The following is a 21,013-nucleotide window of genomic DNA, read 5'->3' as shown; positions in this document are numbered from 1 at the left end:
CCGTTTCCCCATTACTTCGCTGCAATACAGAGGCTAGCATTAGACAATTGTTTAATCACGCTACATTTAATGAGGTCAGGATATGGCAGTCTGGTACGGCTATCAAAACACGATTTTAGGCACCCAAAGCACTGTTGGGGGGGCCTCGCATGATTACGCCTTCGCTCCGGCAAATGGCAGCACCTGGAGTTGGACTGGCTCGACCACAAATTTCGCGGTTCGAGAGAATGACGGAGCAGTCAATTTCAACGGCGACCCAACCAACGAACAAGTTTCTGCACAAGAACAGATTGGAGGAACTTGGGAACAGGTTACGGACGTAGGGGGTACGTTCCGACAAGTTATCTGGGATTACACGTTTGAAATAACTGCGCCAGATGGGACCATTTATCGGGTGGCTGTTATCGATGTCGATCTCAACAACGACGACGATTTGAACGATTCGGTAGGCGGTCAGGATGAAGATGGATTTTATCTCGTCTTCCCGGACGGCGTTCCTCCGTCGGGTGTCAATTATACCGTCGGCAATATCGTAAAGAACGACAATGGCACACTCCACGCCGATCTGGGTGCCCAGGTTGTGTGTTTTACTTCCGGCACACTAATACGCACACCCGGCGGCAACCGCCCGATTGAAGACCTGCGGCCTGGCGATCTGGTAGAGACCGCCGATCATGGACCCAAACCCATCTTGTGGGCAGGCGCCTCAGAAAAAATGGCGCTCGGCAATCTGGCGCCGATTGTCATTAAGGCCCATACATTGGGAAATACACGGGACCTGATCGTATCTCAGCAGCATCGAGTTCTTTTGGAAGACTGGCGCCTGCAGCTTTACTTCGACACTGATACGGCTCTGGTCAGAGCGGTAGACCTTGTCGACGACGTGCAAATCTACCGGAGAAGCGGCGGGTCAGTAACCTACCATCATTTCCTGCTTGATCGTCATGAAATTATATTTGCCGAAGACATTCCGAGCGAAAGCTTGATGCCGGGCAGCTGCGCGATTGAGGCACTTGAACCTGAAGCACAAGCCGAAATTACCAAAGCCCTTGCTGAAACTGGACGCTCGACCGAGGAATACGGGCCGCCAGCACGTCGCATTCTTCGCAGCTTCGAAGCGGCGTTGCTACTTGACTTGAACGCGCCAACAAACCGTAGCGACCTTATCCGCGCAACAGTTGCCAGTCAGCAAGGCAATTCGTAAGCCACTTTTCAAAAAAAGCCGGGCCATTCGGCCCGGCAGTCCAACAGGGAGGTACATGTCATGACCCGGACATGCACGGGTTGGGAGTAACCTAATTATGACTACAGAGTATCACTTTGATCCAAGTCAATCCACACCCAGTTAAGACACAAGCCTATATCCACCAGATTCTGTGACCAAAAGGCGCGCATTTGACGGATCGGGCTCAATTTTTTGACGCAAACGGTAGATATGGGTTTCCAGTGTGTGTGTCGTGACACCGGCGTTATATCCCCAAACTTCATGCAACAGCACATCCCGAGCCACGACGCCATCGGTCGAGCGGTACAGGAATTTGAGGATGTTGGTTTCCTTCTCGGTCAGGCGGATTTTGCGATCCTCTTCGGTGATCAACATCTTCATCGCCGGTTTGAAGGTGTAAGGCCCAAGCACAAATACGGCATCTTCGGACTGTTCATGCTGACGCAGCTGCGCCCGGATACGAGCCAGAAGAACCGGGAATTTGAAGGGTTTCGAGACATAATCATTCGCGCCGGCATCCAGGCCCAGGATCGTGTCGGCATCGCTGTCATGACCGGTCAGCATCAGGATCGGGCTTTTGACGCCCTGTTTGCGCATCAGGCGACACAGCTCGCGCCCATCGGTATCCGGCAGGCCCACATCAAGAATAACCAGGTCATAGATCGCTTCTCTCGCGCGCTCCATGGCGGACTGACCGTCTGATGCTTCGAACACGTCAAAGTCTTCGGTCATGACAAGCTGCTCGCTGAGCGCCTCGCGCAGATCCTCGTCATCGTCCACCAACAGGATTTTCTTGAGTTGAGCCATTTCCCGGTCCTCCAAAGGCTTTTCCATCACTTGCGCGCGGATCATGCATTCAACAAGATATGCTGCAATGGTTTCACGCCATCGTGTCAGAGTTGCTAGAATTGTTTCACATTTCCTTTCGAAAGAGCTAGGAGAAAGTCTGAACGTTGTAGGGTCACCTGGATGAGTCTCACCCCCGATATTACCGAATTGCTGGCCCGGGCCCGGGCTGATCTGCGTATGGGCGTGCCCGTTGCGCTGACCGACGACAGCGGCTTTAGCGTTCTCGCCGTTTCAGCGGAGACGCTCAGCGCGCAGCGCCTGGCTGATCTGAAGAAACTCGGCGCTCCGGTGGTGGCCATCACAGGGCGGCGGGCCGAAACCCTCAAGGCGCGGGCCTATGACGGAGATCTGGCACGGGTTTCGATTCCAGCGGATGCAGATATCAACTGGGTTCAGGCGGTTGCCGATCCGTCTGACGATCTGAATGCGCCGATGAAAGGCCCGCTGATGACCGAACGGCACGGCAATGCCAACCTGCACCGCATCGCAATTGCTTTGGCGAAATCCGCGCGCATCCTCCCTGCCGCAATCGTCGTGCCCATAGAAGACGGAGTTGAATTTGCCGCCTCGCACGGCCTGACATGCATCGACCACACACGCGCCGCCCCCCATCTGGCCGACCGGAGTGCGTTGCATGAGGTTGTCGCCGCCCGTCTGCCAATGGAAGTGTCCGAAGCCGGCCGTCTGCATGTTTTCCGCCCGGAAGACGGCGGAGAAGAACATTACGCGGTCGAAATTGGCCGTCCGGATCGGGACAAACCGGTTCTGGCCCGCTTGCATTCCGCCTGTTTCACAGGTGATCTGATGGGCAGTCTGAAATGCGATTGCGGCCCGCAATTGCGCGGCGCTCTGGCACAGATGGGAACCGAAGGGGCCGGTGTTCTTCTGTATCTGAATCAAGAAGGGCGTGGCATCGGCCTGGCCAACAAGATGCGGGCCTATTTCTTGCAGGATCAGGGCTTTGACACGGTCGAGGCGAACCACAGGCTGGGGTTTGAGGATGACGAACGCGATTTCCGGCTTGGGTCGGATATCCTGAAATCTTTGGGCTTTAACTCTGTCCGTCTGCTGACCAACAACCCAGCCAAGATCGCGATGATGGAACGGACAGGGATTGCCGTGACCGAACGCGTGCCCTTGAAAGTCGGCGAAACCGCACATAACCGCGGATATCTGGCCACAAAAGCCGCAAAATCAGGTCACTTGCTGTGACCCCAAGTGACCTTGTACTGACCCCGCGCGGCGTTCGGTTTCTGGGCAGGACCTTCCCTTGCTCCATAGGCAAAGGCGGCTTGAGCAGCGCGAAGCGCGAAGGCGATGGGGCAACACCCATTGGATGTCATCGAATCGTTGGGATGCTCTTCCGGCCTGATCGGCTGGCTGCACCCACCTCCTGGGCCATTCCGATTGGGCCGCAGGACTTGTGGTCGGATGACGTATCAGACAGCCACTACAATCACATGGTTCCTGCCCCCTATGCGTTCAGCCACGAAAAACTGCGTCGGGCTGATCCGCTTTACGATCTGGTCCTGTTGACCGACTGGAACTGGCCGAATGCCGTTCCCGGCAAGGGATCAGCGATCTTCCTGCACCAATGGCGCAGGCCCGGCTATCCGACCGAAGGCTGCGTTGCCTTTCGCCGAGATCATTTGCACCGGATCGCGGGGCGCATTGCCCTTGGAACGCGCCTGATTATTCCTGAGGCTTGACCCGTTCGCCAAAAATGGCCGAGCCCACACGGACATGGGTCGCCCCTAAGGCAATGGCCTGCTCGAAATCGCTGCTCATCCCCATCGACAATCCCTCCAGCCCGTTTCGCGCCGCGATCTTGGCCAATAGTGCGAAATGCAGCGTGGGTTCTTCATCGAAGGGCGGGATACACATCAATCCGCGCACCGGTAGGTCCAGAGCCCTGCACTCAGCAATGAAACTGTCTGCATCGGCGGGACGTATCCCCGCCTTTTGCTCTTCTTCTCCCGTATTGACCTGAATGAACAGATCCGGGCAGGCTCCCATCTCTTGCGCCAACCGAGCGAGTGTTTTGGCCAGTTTGGGGCGATCCACCGAATGGATCGCATTGCACAACTCCATCGCCTGCCGGGCCTTGTTGGTTTGCAACGGGCCAATGAGGTGCAGATCGATCCCCTCGAACTGCTCTTTGAAGGTTGGCCATTTCCCGGCGGCCTCCTGAACCCGATTCTCGCCAAAACATCTGTGGCCCTGCTCAAGTACCGCCTGAACACGCTCGTTCGGCTGCACCTTGGACACGGCGATCAGTTTGACGGAACCTGCGGTGCGGTCCGATTTAGTTTCAGCCTTGGCGATACGTGCGGTGATGTCTTGCAACGACATGGGGCCCTCAATCTGTCTTTGGCGCAGAAAAACACCATGTCGCCCCAAAAGAAAAGGGCGAGTCCGAAGACCCGCCCTTAAACCTTACGGTTCAGATCAACTTAGAAGTTGAACTGAGCACCGAAGTCAGCAACGATGGTGTCGCTTGCGCAGGTGTCGCAGTCGTTGCGACCGATACCGCCGCGCAGCGATGCACCGCCACCCAGGTCGTAGATCGCACCAACAGCAACCTGCTGAAGGTCAGCAGAAGCGTTACCGTCACCGTAGGTGAACAGCAGGGTGGTCGCGGCGCCCAGGTTGTAGGATGCCGACAGACCCCATGCGGTACCGTCGGTCGAAGCAACCTGAGTTGCGTCGTCTGCGACAAACAGTGTACCGCCGAAGTCACCCCATTCACCACCCAGGGTCAGAACGGTCAGGCTCGGGTCGCTGCCTGTGCCTGCGTCGGTCTGACCGTATGCGATTGCTGCGGTGATGTTGTTGAAGGTGTAGGTCGCGCTGATATCCCAACGGTCAGCGTCACGTGTGGTCACAGTACCGACGGAAGGAAGCGCTGGCAATGCGGTACCGCCTGGGTTGGTTACCGACGTTACTTCAGCTTGGTCGTACGACGCACCGAAGGAGAAGTCACCAACCGAATACTGGAAGAACACAGCGTTTGCGCCCGCACCGGTCGACGAGTACGCCAGGAAGCTGTAGTTGACGCCCGAGTACTGACCTGCGAACAGTTCCAGACCTACTTCGTTGCCGTAGTAGTTTGCCAGGTTGTCGAACGAACCTGCGACGTTGCCCGCGTCAACACGCAGACCGCCGAAGATGACCGAGAAGCGTGCGCCGTTCAGGCCAGCTGCGTTGGCTTCACCGTTGCCGCTGTCTTCGTCAGCCTGCAGACGAACACGACCTTCAAAGCGAACGCCGCCGTCGGTTTCGACGATGCCGTCGATGTTCAGGCGGAAGCGCGAAACCAGAATGGCGTCATCACGCTGGGTGGTTGCAACGCCGCGAACGTCATCAGCAGTGCCGTTCAGGCCATCTGCACCCGGACCGCGTTGTGTAAGAACTTCGGCACGGTCTTCTTTGTAGCCGATACCAAAACGGCCATAACCGCTGAAGTTTACTTCAGCTGCTGCAACGCCTGCGGTCGCGATCAGCGCCGTGGTTGCAAAGAGAACTTTTTTCATCTTGTTTCCCTCGGTTTCAAAAATGTTATCTACTCGACACATGCCTCGGCATATGTCTCAGCACGGACACCGTTTCGCTCTTTTTGCCCCCATTACGCAAGCTTGGCATAAACCCGGTCCTGTCATTGGGGTCAAATTGGTGCAAGGATGCCACAGTTCGTTTTCGCCCTGATCCGGGTGATACACTTGGAATTCAGAAGAATAGGCTTGTTGCAGCGTGGGTCCTTGGCTAGGAGTATGCCCTGAATACTGTTCAACTAGTGAAACGGGACCTGCTGACAATGCGTCTGCCGACGATTTTGGGAATGATCATACTGACCACCACTATTGCGGCATGTGGGCAGAATCGAAGCACTTCGACCACTTACAGCCCTAACCTTGCCAGCGGAAACACCGAAGAGCGAGAGTTGAACGATCCCGAACGCACAACGATCTGGGATATCTTCGATCGCAGTACGGCTGAACAGACCACGAATGTAAACCGATACCTGTGGGCTGCGTCTTTGGATGTGCTGAATTTCCTGCCCGTGCAGGAGGTTGATCCCTTTACCGGTGTAATCGTAACGGGTTACGGCACTCCCCCGGGCGGGGGACGGTCATACAGAGCCACCGTGCATATCAGCGATCCGGCGCTGGCAGCACGGTCTTTGTCCGTCGCCCTGCAATCCAGCGGTGGTTCTCCGGTGAGCGCGGCGACAACCCGCGCAGTCGAGGATGCGATTCTGTCACGTGCCCGTCAGCTGCGCATCGCGGACAACAAGTTCTAGCAACTCGCCGAAAATCACACTAATACCACGCCGGGTTCCTACCCGGCGTTTTCATTCACGAAGGACCGCACAATGTCGCGCTATTCGGCCAACGAAATCGAAGCAAAATGGCAAGAGGCCTGGGATAAGGCCGGAATCTTCACCGCCAACCATAAGGCGGACAAGCCGAAATACTATGTGCTTGAGATGTTCCCCTACCCGTCGGGCCGAATCCATATGGGTCATGTGCGCAACTATACGATGGGCGACGTGATCGCGCGGCACAAGCTGGCGACCGGCCATAACGTATTGCATCCGATGGGCTGGGACGCGTTCGGAATGCCTGCGGAAAACGCCGCGATGGCCATTGGTGGTCACCCCAAGGACTGGACCTACGGCAATATCGCCGACATGCGCGGACAGATGAAGCCTCTGGGCCTTTCGATCGACTGGTCGCGTGAATTCGCCACCTGTGATCCGGAATATTACGGCCAGCAGCAAGCGCTGTTCCTGGATATGCTTGAGGCCGGGCTGGTGTACCGCAAGAACGCCGTGGTGAATTGGGATCCGGTCGACATGACCGTCTTGGCCAACGAACAGGTGGAAAACGGGCGCGGCTGGCGCTCGGGTGCGCTGGTGGAACGCCGTGAACTAACGCAGTGGTTCTTCAAAATCTCGGATTATTCCGAGGAACTGCTGGAGGCACTTGATACGTTGGATAGCTGGCCCGCCAAGGTGCGTCTGATGCAGGAGAACTGGATCGGCAAGTCGCGCGGGTTGCAATTCGGCTTCGAGCGTACTGACGCAGGCGAGCCGATCACCGTTTACACGACTCGCCCTGACACGCTGCTGGGCGCGTCCTTTGTCGGAATCTCGCCCGATCACCCGATCGCCAAACAGCTTGAGGCCGAAAACCCGGAAGTCGCTGAATTTGTTGCCGAATGCCGTAAGGGTGGTACGACCGAAGAGGCTATCGAGACCGCCGAGAAACTGGGCTATGACACCGGTATTCGCGTCAAACACCCGCTGGACCCGAACTGGGAACTGCCGGTCTGGATCGCGAACTTCATCCTGATGGATTATGGCACCGGCGCGATCTTTGCCTGCCCGGCGCATGACCAGCGTGACCTCGATTTCTGCCGCAAATACGGTCTTCCGGTTGTCGACACCTTTTTTGCGTTGGATGACGAAACGCCAGTGGACAAGATCGCCTTTGTACCGCCGAAGACCGAGAAGGTCCGCTGGGTGAACCATTTCACCGGTTTGACCGAGGCGACAGGGGATGAAGCGATCAACGCCACTGTCGATTTTGCGGAGAAGGCCGGTTGGGGCGAAGGCGTCACCAAGTACCGCCTACGCGATTGGGGTCTGAGCCGCCAACGCTATTGGGGCTGCCCGATTCCCGTTGTTCACTGCGAAAAATGCGGAACAGTGCCCGAGAAGAAAGAGAACCTGCCGATTGAGCTGCCTTATGATGATGGCAACGGCAAACCCATCGACTTCTCAATCCCCGGCAACCCGCTGGACCGTCACCCGAATTGGCGTGACACGCCCTGCCCCTCCTGCGGCGCACATGCAAAGCGTGAAACCGACACGATGGACACGTTCGTCGATTCGTCGTGGTATTTCGCCCGGTTCACTGCCCCGCGCGCCGAAACGCCTACCGATCTGGCCGAGGCCGAATACTGGATGAATGTCGACCAGTATATCGGCGGGATCGAGCACGCGATTCTGCATCTGCTCTATTCCCGTTTCTTCGCGCGGGCGATGAACATTACTGGCCACCTGCCGAAAAAAGCCATCGAACCCTTTGATGCGTTGTTCACCCAAGGCATGGTGACACATGAGATCTACCAGACCCGCGACGCCAATGGCCGTCCGGTCTATCACCTGCCCGAGGACGTGACCGACGGAAAACTGGCTGACGGCACCGAGGTCGAGATCATCCCCTCGGCCAAAATGTCCAAGTCCAAAAAGAACGTGGTCGACCCGGTCAGCATTATCTCGGCCTTTGGTGCGGATACCGCACGCTGGTTCGTCCTTTCCGATTCGCCACCCGAGCGCGATGTGGAATGGACAGCCGCTGGGGCCGAGGCGGCATTCAAGCACCTGAGCCGCGTGCATCGGATCGCCTCGGAAATCGCCGAATCGGACAATCCGGCCAACGCCGAGGATGAAACCCTGCTGCGCGAGATGCACAAGGCCATCCATGACGTAACAGGAGGTGTCGAATCCTTTGGTTTCAACGCCTCGATCGCCAAGCTCTACGCGTTCACCAACACTCTGGCGAAATCCAAAGCGGGCACCGCAGCAAAACGCGAGGCGGCCAAAACGTTGGCACAGCTGATGTCGCCCATGACCCCGCATCTTTCCGAAGAACTGTGGCAGTTGTTGGGTGGCGAAGGGCTGGTGGCCACCGCGCCATGGCCGGTTGCCGATCCGGCGATGATGGTTGACGATACGGTCATCCTGCCGATCCAGATCAACGGCAAGCGCCGCGCGGAAATCAGCGTGGCCAAGGATTTGGCCAAGGACGAGGTTGAAAAAATCGCACTCAGCACCGAAGCTGTGCAAAAGGCGCTGGATGGCAACACGCCGAAGAAAGTGATCGTAGTTCCGGGTCGGATCGTGAATGTCGTTGTTTGATCGCAGAACCTTTTTGCTTATGCCGCTGGCGCTGGCCGCCTGCGGCTTTGAACCTGTCTACGCCCCCGGCGGTTCGGGTTCGGCCTTGTACGGCCGGGTTGAAGTGTCCGACCCCAACACCGTGGACAGCTTCCTGCTGGTTCAGAATCTGGAACAACAGCTGGGCCGAAGCGCAGCGTCGGTCAACGACTACAAACTGGAAGTTCAGGTCTCGACCGTGACCCGTGGCGCCGCCATCACCACGACAAACGAAACGCAACGGTACACGATTGACGGACAGGCTCAGTATGCCTTGCGGTCCAACGAAACCGGTCAGATCGTGGCCTCGGGCAATGTGACAGATTTTGTGTCGTACTCTGCCTCGGGCTCGACCGTTTCCACGCTGGCAGATGAGCGTGACGCCAAGGAGCGGCTGATGGTGATTCTGTCCAGTCAGATCGTGAACCGTCTTTACACAACACGGGGCCTGACCGCATGAAGCTGAGCCCGCGCGAGGCTGATGGGTATTTCGCCAAGCCGGACGCGAACAAGACCGGGCTGCTGATCTACGGCGCGGATGCCATGCGGGTCGCTTTGAAGCGACAACAGATTCTGGCTGCTTTGCTTGGTCCCGGCGCTGAAGAGGAAATGCGCCTGACCCGTCTGCCGGGTGGCGATCTGCGCGGCGACCCTGCTCTGCTGTTGGATGCGGTCAAGGCGGTTGGCTTTTTCCCCGGCCCACGCGCCGTGTTCGTGGAAGACGCCACCGAAACCGCCGCCCCTGCGATTCTGGCCGCGCTTGAGGATTGGGCGCCCGGAGACGCCCAGGTCATTGTGACAGCGGGGCAACTAAAACCCAGCTCGAAGATTCGCAAAGCGTTTGAGGGGCACCCGGCGGCCTACGCCGTTGGCATATACGACGATCCGCCATCCCGCGCCGAAGTGGAACGGGTTCTGACTGAATCCGGCCTGAAAAACATACCCCGCGATGTCATGTCTGCTATCAGCGAACTGGCGGTCAGCCTTAGCCCCGGTGATTTTGCCCAAACCGTTGAAAAACTGTCGCTTTACAAACGCGGAGACAGTTCCGAGCTGACCATCGAAGATATCGAAGCCTGCGCGCCACGCTCGACCGAGGCGGCACTGGACGACGTGCTCAACGTCGTTGCCGAAGGCCGCGCGGGTGAAATCGGGCCACTGATCCGAAGGCTTCAGGCGCAAGGCACCAATGGCGTGACGCTGTGTATCGGGGCGACCCGGCATTTTCGGACGCTCTATGCCTGCGCTTCGGATCCCGGGGGTGCTGCTCAGGGTATCGGCAAGCTGCGTCCGCCGGTTTACGGCAAACGGCGTGATCGTATCCTGCGACAGGCACAGGGTTGGGGTGCGCCCAAGCTGCAAACTGCGCTGACGGTTCTGACGGATACGGATTTGTCACTGCGCTCTGCCGGTCAAACCGCCCCGGCCATGGCCTTGGTCGAACGCGCGATGATCCGATTGGCAATGCTGGCGCGATCGCGCTGACTCACGCGGTCTGATCCAACCAGCCTGCGGCAGCCTGCCCGGCCCAACGTCCGGTGGCAAGACAAGCTGTGAGCAAGTAACCCCCGGTTGGCGCCTCCCAATCCAGCATTTCACCAGCACAAAACACCCCGGGCAAAGCTGTCATCATCAACCCGTCATCCAATGCTGAACGTTTCACGCCGCCTGCGGTGGATATGGCTTCGTCCATTGGGCGTAAACCGGCGTGCAGAATCGGCAGTTTCTTTAAAACGTTCACGTCTGAGGACTGAGACGTGCCACTGCGCTTGGCCATTTCATGAAACAACGCGATTTTCTGAGGGGACAGATTCAGCGACTTTTTCAGCCATTGGGACAGCGTGGTTTTCGACCGCTTCGCCGAAAACCGCGCCTGCAGGGCCTGCTGATCCAGGTTAGGTATCAAATCTACAAACAGCGACTGCCCGGCACGCAAGGCCGGGGTGAGCGAATAGAGCCCGCCGCCCTCCAGCCCCCTTGCAGAAATCGCAGCTTCTCCACGGCTTTCCAAATTACCTGCTATCCAGCGAACCGATTTCAACGCTGCCCCAAAATGGGGCTGCATGTGAGGGCTCCAATCAACGGATAGGGCCGAATTTGCAGGCTCAAAAGGAGCGAGATCCACGCCTTTGCCGACGAGAGCGTGTGCCCATTGCCCATCCGAGCCAAGGCGCGCCCAGCTTGCCCCGCCCAGCGCCAGCACGGTGACATCAGTCGAAATGCTATGCGGTCCGTCCGGAGTGTCAAACATCAGCGTTGCACCGTCCCAGCCTGACCATCGCCAGCGGGTTTTGACCTCAACCCCGGCATCCCCCAGCCGTGCCAACCAGGCCCGCAATAAGGGTGAGGCCTTCATGACGTCAGGAAACACACGCCCGGTCGAACCGGTGAACAGCGTCTGACCCAGCCCGCGTGCCCAGTGCTGTACAGCCTCAGCATCAAAGTCGGAAATCATTGGGCGCAGCCAGTTGGCATCCTCGCCATAGGCGCGGATCAGGGTTTCAAATGGCTCATCCTTTGTCAGGTTCAGCCCGGACTTTCCTGCCATCAGAAACTTGCGCGCGACCGAAGGTTTGGCCTCGGCCACCAGCACGGAATGCCCGGCTGCGGCCAGTTGCTCGGCGGCCATCAACCCGGCGGGGCCTGCTCCGATCACCATTGCCTGCGCCATTTACACCCTCTTGCCTTCGCCCTTCATCGGCGCAAGTTTTAAATCACTATGACGAACAGCGATCCGATCTGCCCGCTTTGCGACCGCCCGATCCCTGACGGGGGTGGCAGCCTGCATCATCTGATCCCAAAACTCAAAGGAGGCAAGGGCGGACCCACCGTTCTTCTGCATCAGATCTGCCACAAAGAAGTTCACGCCACCTTGACCGAGGCCGAATTGGCACGCAGTTACAACACGGTCGAGACCCTGCGTACGCATCCGAGGCTTGAGAAATTCCTGAACTGGGTGCGCAAACGCCCACCCGGATTTCGTTCGAAGGTACCGGGTAAGCGGCGGGGGCGATAGTCAGCGCGGCAGGATCGAATCGCCAAAAATGTCCGTGATGGGTTCCGATACCCCCTCGATTTCAAGGCCCTGATAATCCGGGACGCGCGTGAATTGCGCGCCTGCGATATGCTGGAATTCCAACGTCGTGTAGGGCCGTTTCCACAGCCATTCGCGGTTTTCAACGGCCCACAGATCGGGATTCGGCGGGGATTCTTCGGCGAAGGCAAAAAAATGCAGGTCAAAACCGTAAGGCGCGACTTCCTGCATTGACAACAATGACATGCCCTGCGCGCGCCAGAACGCATCTTCAGAGGCGATATCGCCGGTTCGAAGGGTAATCTGACCGATTCTTGCCTGCGCGAAGGGTGCATCCGGATCAGCCGCCTGCGGCGGGCGATTGCCTTTGAAATCATGTTGCAGCAGCTCGATGACAAACCCTTCGGGGTCAGCCAGATGGCACATGTACCCGATATCCAGGAACTGGTTCGGCGTGCTCACCGGAACACCGCAACCGCGCAGATGGGCGACCGCAAGATCGACATCCGGAACGGTGATCCCGATCTTCCAATATCGCTGCCCTCGGTCATGGGTATATCCGCCGCCGCCCGGCATTAGCAGAAGGTCAGCGTCTTCGCCTTCATAGCCCACGCGGCGGTTAGGGCCTTCAATGCGTACTGACATGCCCAGAACATCGCGATAAAACGCGGCCAACCGGCCGGGGTCGGCGACGCGCAGCCGCAGGGCCGACATCCTCATGAACACAACCTTGCTATGCCTGCAGCAATCTTGGGATCAGCGTTCACGCTGTCTGCCACCAGATCACGAGCGGTTTGCAGCAAGTAATCTGGCTCGACAATCCGATCCACGAGGCCAAACGCATACGCCTCTTGCGCAGTGATTTTCTGACCTGCCATCAGAATCAGTTTTGTGCGCGCCGGTCCGACCAAGGCCGCAAGCCGTTTGGGGTCGGACGGTTGCGGCAGAAAGCCGAGTTTCATCACCGGATAGAAGAACTTGGCCGACGGTACCGCAATACGCAGATCGCAGGCCAGTGCCATACCGTTGGCACCGCCCGCCAGCGTCCCGTTCAACGCCGCAACGGTCAGGCACGGCAGTGCCGCGATGGCACCGGACAGCCGTTCCCAAACGTCCGACGTGGCCAGACCGGCACGCGCTTCGTCCAGATCGGCGCCAGCACTGAACACCTTGCCGGTTCCTGTCAGGATCAAGGCCTTCGCATTTGTCGCGGCTTCGGCAATCTCTGCCAGCTCTGTCAGCATTGCACCTGTCAGAGCGTTTGCCTTGTCAGGATTGTTGATGGTGACAGTCCACAGACCATCCTCTTGCGTCAGGTCGATCATATCAGCCCAACCCGTTTGCGGATGTCTTCCAACCGCAGCGAGATTTCGGTTCCCAGGAATTCATCGGCATCATCGGAACACATCCACAACAAAGCGCGTGCGGGCCAGTCTGCGGGAATGTGGACATCCCAATCCAACTGACTGACCGGGTTGATGCCGCTGGCCTTGATTGACCGCTGCATATCGGTGGCCACCGTCCCCGGTGACAGGCCCATGGCGCGAATGCCGTTATGAGCCTCTTCCAGATGCAGGCATTCCGTCAGCATTTTGGCCCCGGCCTTTGAGGCGCAGTAATGGCTCCAGGCTTCGACCGGGTTCGAAGCCGCACCGGATGAGATAGTGAAAATGCTCCCTCCGCCAGCGGCCCGCATCACCGGCAGGGCCGCGCGCATGCCGTAGAAGATACCTTTGAGGTTGATATCGATGGCCTTGCTCCACGCCTCTGTATCGGCGTTCGAGAGATGAAAGATCGGATCAATCACGCCCGCATTACCGATCAGAACGTCCAACCCACCGAACCGGTCAACACATGTGGCCACGGCTTGTTCCACCTGCGCGAAATCGCTGACGTCACAGGCCAGGGCGATGGCCTGATCGCCCAACGCGGCCGCCAGAGCGTCAATCTGATCGCGGCTGCGGGCCACCAATGCGACATTCGCCCCGGCTGCGGCAAATACGCGCCCTGCCTCAGCTCCAATTCCACGGCTGGCCCCGGTTATGAGAACCGTTTTTCCCTGCATTTGCCCCTCCTCACGCGCTGCAATTGCTGTCGGCTACAGCCGTAACGCGGAAACGGGGAAAGGGTCCAGCCCTTGCCCCCTTGACGATACCGGCTGCAAACCCGACCATGCGCCACAAATTGATCAAGAAGGGTTACCTTATGTCCGTTTTCCTTCGCCGCACCTGCGGCGCTGCCCTGGCTTATGCCGTTGCCACCCAAGGGGCGTTTGCCGACCTGACGGCAGATGATGTCTGGTCCGACTGGCAGAGCTATTTCACCTCGATGGGTTACACCGTCACAGGGGACGAAAGTACCGCAGGCGACGTCACCACAATCTCAAACATGACGCTTTCCTTGGCCTTCCCCGAGGAAGAGGGGCAGTTTCAGATGGTCATGCCGGAAATGACGCTGACCGAAAATGGTGACGGAACAGTTACCGTTGGATTGCCCGAGAGCTTTCCCATGGATGTCAAGGGTACGTCTGAGGATGAAGAATTCGCAGCCACCGTCACATATTCCCATAGCCAGCTGAACATGGTCGTCTCGGGCAGCCCCGAAGACATGACCTATGACTATACGGCTGACAAGTTGGGCGTGACACTGGATTCGATTGAGGTCGATGGTGAGGCTCTGCCGAATGAAGTCTTTGGCATTGCTGCTGAAGCAAGTGATCTCTCCGGCAGCTCTCGGATGCAGGTCGGCGAAAAACGTGACATCAGTCAAACCTTCAATGCGGCCGCACTGACCTATAATCTGAACTTTCAAGATCCTGAAAGTGGCGAAAACGGTCTGATAAACGGTCAACTGGACCAATTGGCATTTGAGGGCGACAACGTGGTCCCGCTGGATTTTGACCTTTCGGATCCAAAAGCGTTTTACGAAGCGGGCTTCGCGTTTGACGGCACCTTCACCTACGCCTCGGGCAGCACGGATCTGAGCGGGACCAGCGAAGGTCAGGCGTTCTCGATGAACAGCACCTCCGAGGGCGGGCGCTTTGCCGCCAGCATCGACGCCGAGAAGGTTGCCTATGATATCGACCAGAACAGCACGAAACTTGCCGTCACAACGGCAGGGCTGCCCTTCCCGATTGAGCTGTCGATGGCCAAAGCGGGCCTGAATTTCGAGTTTCCGATTCAGCAATCGGACGAGGTTCAGCCGTTTGGATTCGGGCTCAACCTGACTGATTTCACCATGTCGGACGTGCTGTGGGGCATTTTCGACCCGGCGGGCGCGCTGCCGCGTGATCCGGCAACGATTGCTCTGGACGCAACAGGGACGGCAAAGGTTCTGATGAACATCTTCGACCCTGAGATCGATATCGAGTCCGAAGAGGCCCCGGGGGAACTGCATTCTCTGAAGATCAACGAGCTGCTGATCTCACTGGTCGGGGCCAAACTGACAGGTGACGGTGATTTCGCGTTCGACAACACGAATACCGAGGCGTTTGATGGCCTGCCCAGCCCGAGCGGTGTGGCGAACCTGCAGCTTGTTGGTGCCAACCAGTTGATCGACACTCTGATCGGCATGGGGATCATCTCGGACAATGACGCGCTCGGTGCCCGGATGATGATGGGCCTGATGGCTGTTCCGGGCGAAGAGCCCGACACTTTGAATTCGAAAATCGAGTTCACCGAAGACGGTCAGATCCTGGCGAATGGTCAGCGTATCAAGTGAGTATCATCGGATCGGGCCGCGCACCTTGCGGCCCTTTCTCTTGCCGGATGATCCCTGCCCAAACCTCTGAATCGGCGCGGGTTCACCGCAATCCTCACCGCACAATCTGGTCACAGGTCTTGCGGGGCGGGCGGTCCAAGGCTAGGTCCTTGGCAATCAACCCGGAGGCCTCATGACCCGCACACCAGAAGAAATCAGCCAGCAGTTGCTTGATGTGGCCCGCCAGGCAGGCGCAGAGGCGGCGGATGCCATCGTTCTCGACGGCTCCTCGGTCGCGGTCGAAGTACGGGGCGGCGCGCTGGAACATGCGGAGCGTTCTGAAGGCACCGATCTGGGATTGCGGGTGTTTCTGGGCAAACAGTCCGCCATCGTGTCCAGTTCCGACAGCCGTCCGGAAACCCTTCGGGCGATGGCTGAGCGCGCGGTGGCAATGGCCAAAGAAGCTCCGGAAGATCCGTTTTCCGGGCTGGCCGACGGGAATCAATTGGTCACGGACTGGGACGGGCAAGCGCTAGAGCTGCTGGACCCTGCCCCGGCCCCTTCGGCTGAGGCTCTGATGCAGGATGCTTTGGCGGCCGAGGCCGCGGCACTGGCAGTCACTGGCGTCACCCAAGTGTCGGATGCGGCTGCAAGCTATGGAACCCACCGGGTCCATCTGGCCGCCACAAACGGATTCTCTGGCGGGTATGAACGCAGCAGCCGGTCGATATCCTGCGTTGCAATCTCGGGCGAAGGCACGGGGATGGAGCGGGATTATGACGGCGACAGCCGGACATTCCGGTCCGACCTGCGCAGCGCGGACGAAATCGGGCGCACCGCAGGCGAACGCGCTGTGCAACAGGTTGGCGCGCGCAAACCCGAGACAGGAAGTTACCCGGTTTTGTTTGACGAACGCATCTCGTCTTCGCTGATCGGCCACCTTCTGGCGGCCAGCAATGGCGCGGCGATTGCGCGGGGCGCCTCTTGGCTCAAAGATTGTCTGGGACAGGAGGTTCTGCCAGCCCATCTGTCACTGATCGAAGACCCGCACCGCCCGCGCATCTCGGGCTCGCGCCCCTTTGATGCCGAAGGGCTGCCGACACAACGCCGGGCAATTGTGGAAAACGGGGTTCTGACGGGGTGGACGCTGGACCTGTCCAGCGCGCGCAAATTGGATATGGCGTCCACGGGCAATGCCGCGCGTGGCGTCTCGGGCCCGCCGTCGCCCAGCAACTGGAACCTGAGCCTGACACAAGGCGACCAAAGCCGCGCGGATCTGCTGCGCGATATGGGCACCGGATTGCTGGTGACGTCGATGATCGGGTCGACGATCAACCCCAACACCGGTGACTATTCAAGGGGCGCATCGGGATTTTGGGTCGAGAATGGCGAGATCACGCATCCGGTCAATGAATGCACCATCGCGGGCAATCTGCGTGACATGCTGCGCCGGATCATTCCGGCGAACGATGCACGTCCCTATCTGTCGCGCGTGGTGCCATCGCTACTGATCGAAGGAATGACACTTGCCGGCAACTGACCTGCCCCTGCTGATCGAAGCGGCACTGGAGGCCGGCAAGATCGCCACGCGCTATTCCGGGACGCAGGCGCAGCGCTGGGACAAACCCGACGGTGCCGGACCTGTGACCGAGGCGGATCTGGCCGTGAACGAGATGCTGGAACAGCGGTTGTGTTCGGCGAGACCGGGGTATGGCTGGCTCAGCGAGGAATCCGAAGACTCGGCCGACCGGCTGAGCCGCAGCAACACGTTTGTCATCGATCCGATTGACGGGACCCGCAGCTTCGCAGAAGGCGCGCGCACCTGGGCGCATTCCATAGCTGTCGCCGACAATGGCGAGGTGACCGCAGCCGTCATCTATCTGCCAATGCGCGATTTGTTGTATGCGGCAGCGCGCGGTCAGGGTGCGACGCTGAATGGCGAGGCGATCTCGGCCTCCGACACCACAAAGCTTGCGCAATCGGAAGTTCTGGCTGCCAAGCCGAACCTTGACGCGAAACATTGGCGTAACGGGCTGGCCCCGGATTTCGAACGCACGTACCGCCCGTCGCTGGCCTATCGCATGGCATTGGTTGCGCAGGGGCGGTTCGACGCGATGCTGACCCTTCGCCCCAGTTGGGAATGGGACATTGCCGCAGGTGACCTGATCATTCGCGAAGCTGGCGGCATCTGTTCGGATCGCATGGGGCAGAAACTCGTGTTCAACAACGCCCATCCTCGGTTGAATGGCGTCATCGCAGCCAACGCTTCACTGCACCAGCAGCTTTCAGCACAACTGGATCCGGTCGGACCCGGGATCGGAACATGAGCAAGCCGCGCTCACTTAGCCTTGCCGCCTACAGGGTGCTGTCATGGGGAATGCGCAACGGATCCAAGCCGCAATCCGACTTGCCGCGCCCCAAGGGCGAGTTGGTTTGGATACATGTGGCAACACCGGATCGTCTGCGGGCCGTGAATGATTTCTGCCGTCGGCTGCTGCAGGTTCGGGCTGAACTGAACTTCCTGCTGACCGCACCACCGGATGCGGATTTGATCACCTGGCCGGATTGCAGTTTCCCTTTGATCAACCTGCCACAAGAACAGAACGGGGCGGCACGCACCTTTCTTGAATACTGGTATCCGAGTATGGGGCTGTGGGTTGGCGGCGATTTGATGCCCAACATTATCACCCGCGCCGATGAACATGCGATTCCACTGGTTCTGTTCGACGCTCAGTTCACGGTATCGCTGTCCCGAAGCGCGCGCTGGTTACCAGACATCACACGCGTGACCTTTGACTGTTTTCGCAAGATCCTGACACCTTCTTCGGAAACCGCACGGCAAATCCGGCGTCTTGGCGTACCGTCCGCAAAGGTCGCGGAATCACCCCCTTTGCGGATCAGCCCCAACCCCCGGCCCTGGCCCGAAGATGAGTTGATCGAGACCAACCACACGCTTGCCGGACGCCCGGTTTGGCTGGCGGCATGGGTTCAGGACAAGGAATTTATCTCGGTTCTGACAGCCCATCGTCAGGCGTTGCGCATGCTGCACCGGCTGGTTCTGGTGCTGCATGTTGCAAACGAGCAGGAAGCGGCCCCTTTAAAACGGCGACTGGAATCAATGGATTTGCGCTGCGTCAATTGGGATGAGGGTGACTTGATCGAAGACACCACGCAGGTTGTTCTGACCTCGGACCCTGAAAACCTGGGTCTATGGCATCGCGTGTCGGCAGTGACCTTCATGGGCAGTTCGCTGGAACGCGGCGCAGGCGGTCAGGACCCTTCGGAAGCGGTCGCGCTGGGATCGGCCATTACGTTCGGCCCCTTTGTGCAGCGCCATCAGGAACTCTATTCCAGCCTGCGCTACGTTGGAGCCGCAAAAGAGGTCAAAACGGCCACCGAACTGGGCGACGCTGTTGTGCAGCTACTGGCCCCGGATCGTGCCGCTGGCATGGCTTTGGCGGGATGGCGGATGTTAACCGAAGGCGCACCACAGGCTGACGCCCTCGTCGATATGGTGCAGGATATTCTGGATCAGCGGAGTGCAGATCATGCGGGCACCTGATTTCTGGAACACGACCCCGGACAAACCGGATTTGAGGGCGCGTCTGCTGGCACCGCTGGGACGTCTTTATGCGGCGGCAACCGCGCGCAGAGTCGCCTCGACAACCGGTGAACGGCCCGGGGTGCCGGTGATTTGCATCGGCAATCTTAACGCGGGAGGAACCGGGAAGACGCCAACGGCGATCTGGACCGTCGAAAAGCTGAGAGATGCGTGGCACAAACCACATGTTGTCACACGCGGTCACGGGGGGGCTTTGGAGGGGCCGGTTCAGGTCGATCCTTCCAAGCATACTGCTGCCGAAGTTGGGGATGAGCCGCTGCTTCTGGCAATGTTCGCCGAAGTTTGGGTGGCCAAAGACCGGGCGGCGGGGGCCCGTGCTGCTGTGGCGGCGGGGGCCTCGGTGATTGTTCTGGATGACGGTTTTCAGAACCCCTCGGTTGCCAAGGACTTCTCGATCATCGTTGTGGATGCTCAACGCGGATTCGGAAACGGATTGTGCCTGCCAGCCGGTCCACTGCGGGAGCCCGTCAATGTGGGGCTGAAACGGGCCGATCTGGTGCTGTCCATCGGCGATGAGGATGCGCAAAAGGCCTTCGCCGATCAGTGGAGCGGTAAGTTGACCGTTCCCCACGTCACGGGCGCAATCGAGCCCCTGAAAACAGGCATGGACTGGACCGGAACACGCGCCCTGGCGTTCGCCGGTATCGGCCACCCCGAGAAGTTCTTTAAGACGCTTAGACAGCAAGGCGTGGATCTGGTCCGCGCCGAAGCTTTGGACGATCATCAGCCCCTGACATCTGCCCTGATGGCCCGTCTGGAAAACGAGGCCCGTCAACTGGGGGCTCAGATGATCACAACCGAAAAAGATGCCGTTCGCCTGCCATCAGCATTTCGAAGCAAAGTGATCACTCTGCCCGTCCGTCTGCAAGTCGGCGAATCTGACAAGGTCAGGGACATGTTGCTGAAGGCAGCACCCGCCCCGTAATAGACCCGGTCGGCCCCATCAAAAGGGCCGACCGGAAAAGGGTTAGCTACCGAGTTCGTCTTCGATCAGCTTTTTGAAGTCTGCATAAGACTGGTTGTCGACTTTCTTGCCGTTCACGATAAAGGACGGGGTCGCCTGAATGCCATCACGTTCGGCATTTTCCTGATACCATGCGGCCAATGTCCGCGCCTTGGTACCGTCCTGCAGACAAGCTTCAAGCTGATCGCCGTCGATACCGGCCAAACGACCGATCTTGCGCAGCTCGTCCACGATCTCGGCCGGGCCGCCGGCGCGTGTCCATTCCGACTGACCTTCGTAGATCAGGTCGGTGATACCAAAGAACTTCTCGGGACCGGCACAGCGCGCCACCATCGACGCCCACAGGCCATAGCGGTCGAAATAGACTTCGCGGTAGATAAACTTGACCTTGCCGGTGTCAATGAAGTCTTTCTTGAGCTGCTTGTACGCGCCCTGATGAAAGTTTGCACAATGCGGGCAGGTATAGGACGCATATTCGATGATTTCGACCGGCGCATCTTCGGCGCCCTGCACCATTTCGATGATAGTCGAGGTGTCAACCTCTGCCTCTTGCGCTTCGGCGGCACCGACGAGTGGAATGGTTGCGGTTGTGTTCGACTGTGTCAGCCAATAGCCGCCAGCAGCTACGGCGACAGCCGTACAGATTACGGTTGCAATACGGCTCATTTTCAGCCCTT

General features: G+C 58.7%; 21 protein-coding genes. 13 read left to right on the top strand and 8 right to left on the bottom strand.

Going from position 1 to position 21,013, the window contains the following annotated elements; all coding sequences use genetic code 11:
• The first annotated feature begins 82 nt into the window (after positions 1-82).
• A complete protein-coding gene (locus ACR0LF_RS18845) occupies positions 83-1,204 on the top strand; it encodes a Hint domain-containing protein (protein WP_480582024.1) in 1,122 nt (373 codons plus the stop codon).
• A 141-nt stretch (positions 1,205-1,345) separates the two neighbouring features.
• On the opposite strand, the gene ACR0LF_RS18840 is transcribed toward ACR0LF_RS18845, so the two are convergent.
• Positions 1,346-2,032, bottom strand: coding sequence for a response regulator transcription factor (locus ACR0LF_RS18840; protein WP_117872957.1), 687 nt, complete (start codon positions 2,030-2,032; stop codon positions 1,346-1,348).
• A gap of 162 nt (positions 2,033-2,194) precedes the next feature.
• Between ACR0LF_RS18840 and ribA the strand changes: the two genes are divergently transcribed.
• Both ribA and ACR0LF_RS18830 read left to right on the top strand, forming a co-directional pair.
• The gene (gene ribA, locus ACR0LF_RS18835; protein ID WP_480582027.1) at positions 2,195-3,286 is read left to right on the top strand and encodes a GTP cyclohydrolase II; all 1,092 of its coding nucleotides are present in this window, start codon (positions 2,195-2,197) and stop codon (positions 3,284-3,286) included.
• Positions 3,283-3,783, top strand: coding sequence for a L,D-transpeptidase family protein (locus ACR0LF_RS18830; protein ID WP_480582030.1), 501 nt, complete (start codon positions 3,283-3,285; stop codon positions 3,781-3,783). The genes ribA and ACR0LF_RS18830 overlap by 4 nt, the downstream gene beginning before the upstream one ends.
• Here ACR0LF_RS18830 and ACR0LF_RS18825 read toward each other — a convergent pair.
• Together ACR0LF_RS18825 and ACR0LF_RS18820 are read right to left on the bottom strand one after the other, a co-directional pair.
• A complete protein-coding gene (locus ACR0LF_RS18825) occupies positions 3,767-4,426 on the bottom strand; it encodes a YggS family pyridoxal phosphate-dependent enzyme (protein WP_480582033.1) in 660 nt (219 codons plus the stop codon). The two genes, ACR0LF_RS18830 and ACR0LF_RS18825, sit on opposite strands and share 17 nt — an antisense overlap.
• A gap of 101 nt (positions 4,427-4,527) precedes the next feature.
• On the bottom strand, positions 4,528-5,607 hold the full coding sequence (locus ACR0LF_RS18820; RefSeq protein ID WP_480582036.1) for a porin: 1,080 nt from the start codon (positions 5,605-5,607) through the stop codon (positions 4,528-4,530).
• Between the two features lie 305 nt (positions 5,608-5,912).
• Between ACR0LF_RS18820 and ACR0LF_RS18815 the strand changes: the two genes are divergently transcribed.
• From ACR0LF_RS18815 to holA, 4 genes are all read left to right on the top strand, one after another.
• The gene (locus ACR0LF_RS18815) at positions 5,913-6,374 is read left to right on the top strand and encodes a DUF3576 domain-containing protein (protein WP_480856452.1); all 462 of its coding nucleotides are present in this window, start codon (positions 5,913-5,915) and stop codon (positions 6,372-6,374) included.
• A gap of 72 nt (positions 6,375-6,446) precedes the next feature.
• A complete protein-coding gene (leuS, locus tag ACR0LF_RS18810) occupies positions 6,447-8,999 on the top strand; it encodes a leucine--tRNA ligase (protein WP_480582039.1) in 2,553 nt (850 codons plus the stop codon).
• Positions 8,986-9,477 carry an LPS assembly lipoprotein LptE gene (gene lptE / locus ACR0LF_RS18805; RefSeq protein WP_480582042.1) on the top strand — a complete coding sequence of 164 codons (492 nt, stop codon included), beginning with the start codon at positions 8,986-8,988 and terminating at the stop codon, positions 9,475-9,477. Before leuS ends, lptE begins: the two co-directional genes overlap by 14 nt.
• A complete protein-coding gene (gene holA / locus ACR0LF_RS18800; RefSeq protein ID WP_480582045.1) occupies positions 9,474-10,502 on the top strand; it encodes a DNA polymerase III subunit delta in 1,029 nt (342 codons plus the stop codon). The genes lptE and holA overlap by 4 nt, the downstream gene beginning before the upstream one ends.
• Position 10,503: 1 nt before the next feature.
• Here holA and ACR0LF_RS18795 read toward each other — a convergent pair whose 3' ends face one another.
• Positions 10,504-11,688, bottom strand: a complete 1,185-nt coding sequence (locus ACR0LF_RS18795; protein ID WP_480582047.1) for a TIGR03862 family flavoprotein — start codon at positions 11,686-11,688, stop codon at positions 10,504-10,506.
• Between the two features lie 48 nt (positions 11,689-11,736).
• On the opposite strand from ACR0LF_RS18795, the gene ACR0LF_RS18790 reads away from it, so the two are divergent.
• Positions 11,737-12,033 carry an HNH endonuclease gene (locus tag ACR0LF_RS18790; RefSeq protein ID WP_480582050.1) on the top strand — a complete coding sequence of 99 codons (297 nt, stop codon included), beginning with the start codon at positions 11,737-11,739 and terminating at the stop codon, positions 12,031-12,033.
• Here ACR0LF_RS18790 and ACR0LF_RS18785 read toward each other — a convergent pair whose 3' ends face one another.
• Genes ACR0LF_RS18785 through ACR0LF_RS18775 form a run of 3 tightly spaced genes read right to left on the bottom strand, consistent with a single transcriptional unit; the run spans position 12,034 to position 14,116 of the window.
• Positions 12,034-12,771, bottom strand: coding sequence for a VOC family protein (locus ACR0LF_RS18785; protein WP_480582052.1), 738 nt, complete (start codon positions 12,769-12,771; stop codon positions 12,034-12,036). It lies immediately after the preceding gene.
• Positions 12,768-13,376 (bottom strand): enoyl-CoA hydratase/isomerase family protein, encoded by a 609-nt coding sequence (locus ACR0LF_RS18780; RefSeq protein ID WP_480582055.1) that lies wholly within the window; start codon positions 13,374-13,376, stop codon positions 12,768-12,770. Before ACR0LF_RS18780 ends, ACR0LF_RS18785 begins: the two co-directional genes overlap by 4 nt.
• The gene (locus ACR0LF_RS18775) at positions 13,373-14,116 is read right to left on the bottom strand and encodes an SDR family oxidoreductase (RefSeq protein WP_480582058.1); all 744 of its coding nucleotides are present in this window, start codon (positions 14,114-14,116) and stop codon (positions 13,373-13,375) included. Before ACR0LF_RS18775 ends, ACR0LF_RS18780 begins: the two co-directional genes overlap by 4 nt.
• Before the next feature lie 140 nt (positions 14,117-14,256).
• Here ACR0LF_RS18775 and ACR0LF_RS18770 point away from each other — a divergent pair, with 140 nt between their 5' ends.
• The 5 genes from ACR0LF_RS18770 (at position 14,257) to lpxK (ending at position 20,297) form a co-directional block, all read left to right on the top strand.
• Positions 14,257-15,771: a DUF2125 domain-containing protein gene (locus tag ACR0LF_RS18770; RefSeq protein ID WP_480627549.1), complete on the top strand. Its 1,515-nt coding sequence runs from the start codon at positions 14,257-14,259 to the stop codon at positions 15,769-15,771.
• Between the two features lie 172 nt (positions 15,772-15,943).
• Positions 15,944-17,290 (top strand): TldD/PmbA family protein, encoded by a 1,347-nt coding sequence (locus ACR0LF_RS18765; RefSeq protein WP_480582064.1) that lies wholly within the window; start codon positions 15,944-15,946, stop codon positions 17,288-17,290.
• Positions 17,277-18,077, top strand: a complete 801-nt coding sequence (locus tag ACR0LF_RS18760) for an inositol monophosphatase family protein (RefSeq protein ID WP_480582067.1) — start codon at positions 17,277-17,279, stop codon at positions 18,075-18,077. Before ACR0LF_RS18765 ends, ACR0LF_RS18760 begins: the two co-directional genes overlap by 14 nt.
• Complete coding sequence (locus ACR0LF_RS18755; protein ID WP_480582070.1) at positions 18,074-19,312, top strand: 3-deoxy-D-manno-octulosonic acid transferase; 1,239 nt, start codon at positions 18,074-18,076, stop codon at positions 19,310-19,312. Before ACR0LF_RS18760 ends, ACR0LF_RS18755 begins: the two co-directional genes overlap by 4 nt.
• Entirely contained in the window at positions 19,299-20,297 is a 999-nt protein-coding gene (gene lpxK / locus ACR0LF_RS18750) for a tetraacyldisaccharide 4'-kinase (RefSeq protein WP_480582072.1), read from the top strand. The genes ACR0LF_RS18755 and lpxK overlap by 14 nt, the downstream gene beginning before the upstream one ends.
• A gap of 42 nt (positions 20,298-20,339) precedes the next feature.
• Here lpxK and ACR0LF_RS18745 read toward each other — a convergent pair whose 3' ends face one another.
• Entirely contained in the window at positions 20,340-21,002 is a 663-nt protein-coding gene (locus tag ACR0LF_RS18745) for a DsbA family protein (RefSeq protein ID WP_480582075.1), read from the bottom strand.
• Positions 21,003-21,013 lie beyond the last annotated feature (11 nt).

The organism is Ruegeria sp. E8, from assembly GCF_056533985.1.
Note: the sequence above shows the minus strand (reverse complement) of the source record. Positions and strands in the feature narration are given on the sequence as shown.

What these genes read in the sequence shown, in the direction of transcription:
- ACR0LF_RS18845 (WP_480582024.1), top strand. Translation starts at nt 83, where the DNA reads ATGGCAGTCTGGTACGGCTATCAAAACACGATTTTAGGCACCCAAAGC.
- ACR0LF_RS18840 (WP_117872957.1), bottom strand. Translation starts at nt 2,032, where the DNA reads ATGGCTCAACTCAAGAAAATCCTGTTGGTGGACGATGACGAGGATCTG.
- ribA (WP_480582027.1), top strand. Translation starts at nt 2,195, where the DNA reads ATGAGTCTCACCCCCGATATTACCGAATTGCTGGCCCGGGCCCGGGCT.
- ACR0LF_RS18825 (WP_480582033.1), bottom strand. Translation starts at nt 4,426, where the DNA reads ATGTCGTTGCAAGACATCACCGCACGTATCGCCAAGGCTGAAACTAAA.
- ACR0LF_RS18820 (WP_480582036.1), bottom strand. Translation starts at nt 5,607, where the DNA reads ATGAAAAAAGTTCTCTTTGCAACCACGGCGCTGATCGCGACCGCAGGC.
- ACR0LF_RS18815 (WP_480856452.1), top strand. Translation starts at nt 5,913, where the DNA reads ATGATCATACTGACCACCACTATTGCGGCATGTGGGCAGAATCGAAGC.
- leuS (WP_480582039.1), top strand. Translation starts at nt 6,447, where the DNA reads ATGTCGCGCTATTCGGCCAACGAAATCGAAGCAAAATGGCAAGAGGCC.
- lptE (WP_480582042.1), top strand. Translation starts at nt 8,986, where the DNA reads ATGTCGTTGTTTGATCGCAGAACCTTTTTGCTTATGCCGCTGGCGCTG.
- holA (WP_480582045.1), top strand. Translation starts at nt 9,474, where the DNA reads ATGAAGCTGAGCCCGCGCGAGGCTGATGGGTATTTCGCCAAGCCGGAC.
- ACR0LF_RS18795 (WP_480582047.1), bottom strand. Translation starts at nt 11,688, where the DNA reads ATGGCGCAGGCAATGGTGATCGGAGCAGGCCCCGCCGGGTTGATGGCC.
- ACR0LF_RS18790 (WP_480582050.1), top strand. Translation starts at nt 11,737, where the DNA reads ATGACGAACAGCGATCCGATCTGCCCGCTTTGCGACCGCCCGATCCCT.
- ACR0LF_RS18785 (WP_480582052.1), bottom strand. Translation starts at nt 12,771, where the DNA reads ATGAGGATGTCGGCCCTGCGGCTGCGCGTCGCCGACCCCGGCCGGTTG.
- ACR0LF_RS18780 (WP_480582055.1), bottom strand. Translation starts at nt 13,376, where the DNA reads ATGATCGACCTGACGCAAGAGGATGGTCTGTGGACTGTCACCATCAAC.
- ACR0LF_RS18775 (WP_480582058.1), bottom strand. Translation starts at nt 14,116, where the DNA reads ATGCAGGGAAAAACGGTTCTCATAACCGGGGCCAGCCGTGGAATTGGA.
- ACR0LF_RS18770 (WP_480627549.1), top strand. Translation starts at nt 14,257, where the DNA reads ATGTCCGTTTTCCTTCGCCGCACCTGCGGCGCTGCCCTGGCTTATGCC.
- ACR0LF_RS18765 (WP_480582064.1), top strand. Translation starts at nt 15,944, where the DNA reads ATGACCCGCACACCAGAAGAAATCAGCCAGCAGTTGCTTGATGTGGCC.
- ACR0LF_RS18755 (WP_480582070.1), top strand. Translation starts at nt 18,074, where the DNA reads ATGAGCAAGCCGCGCTCACTTAGCCTTGCCGCCTACAGGGTGCTGTCA.
- lpxK (WP_480582072.1), top strand. Translation starts at nt 19,299, where the DNA reads ATGCGGGCACCTGATTTCTGGAACACGACCCCGGACAAACCGGATTTG.
- ACR0LF_RS18745 (WP_480582075.1), bottom strand. Translation starts at nt 21,002, where the DNA reads ATGAGCCGTATTGCAACCGTAATCTGTACGGCTGTCGCCGTAGCTGCT.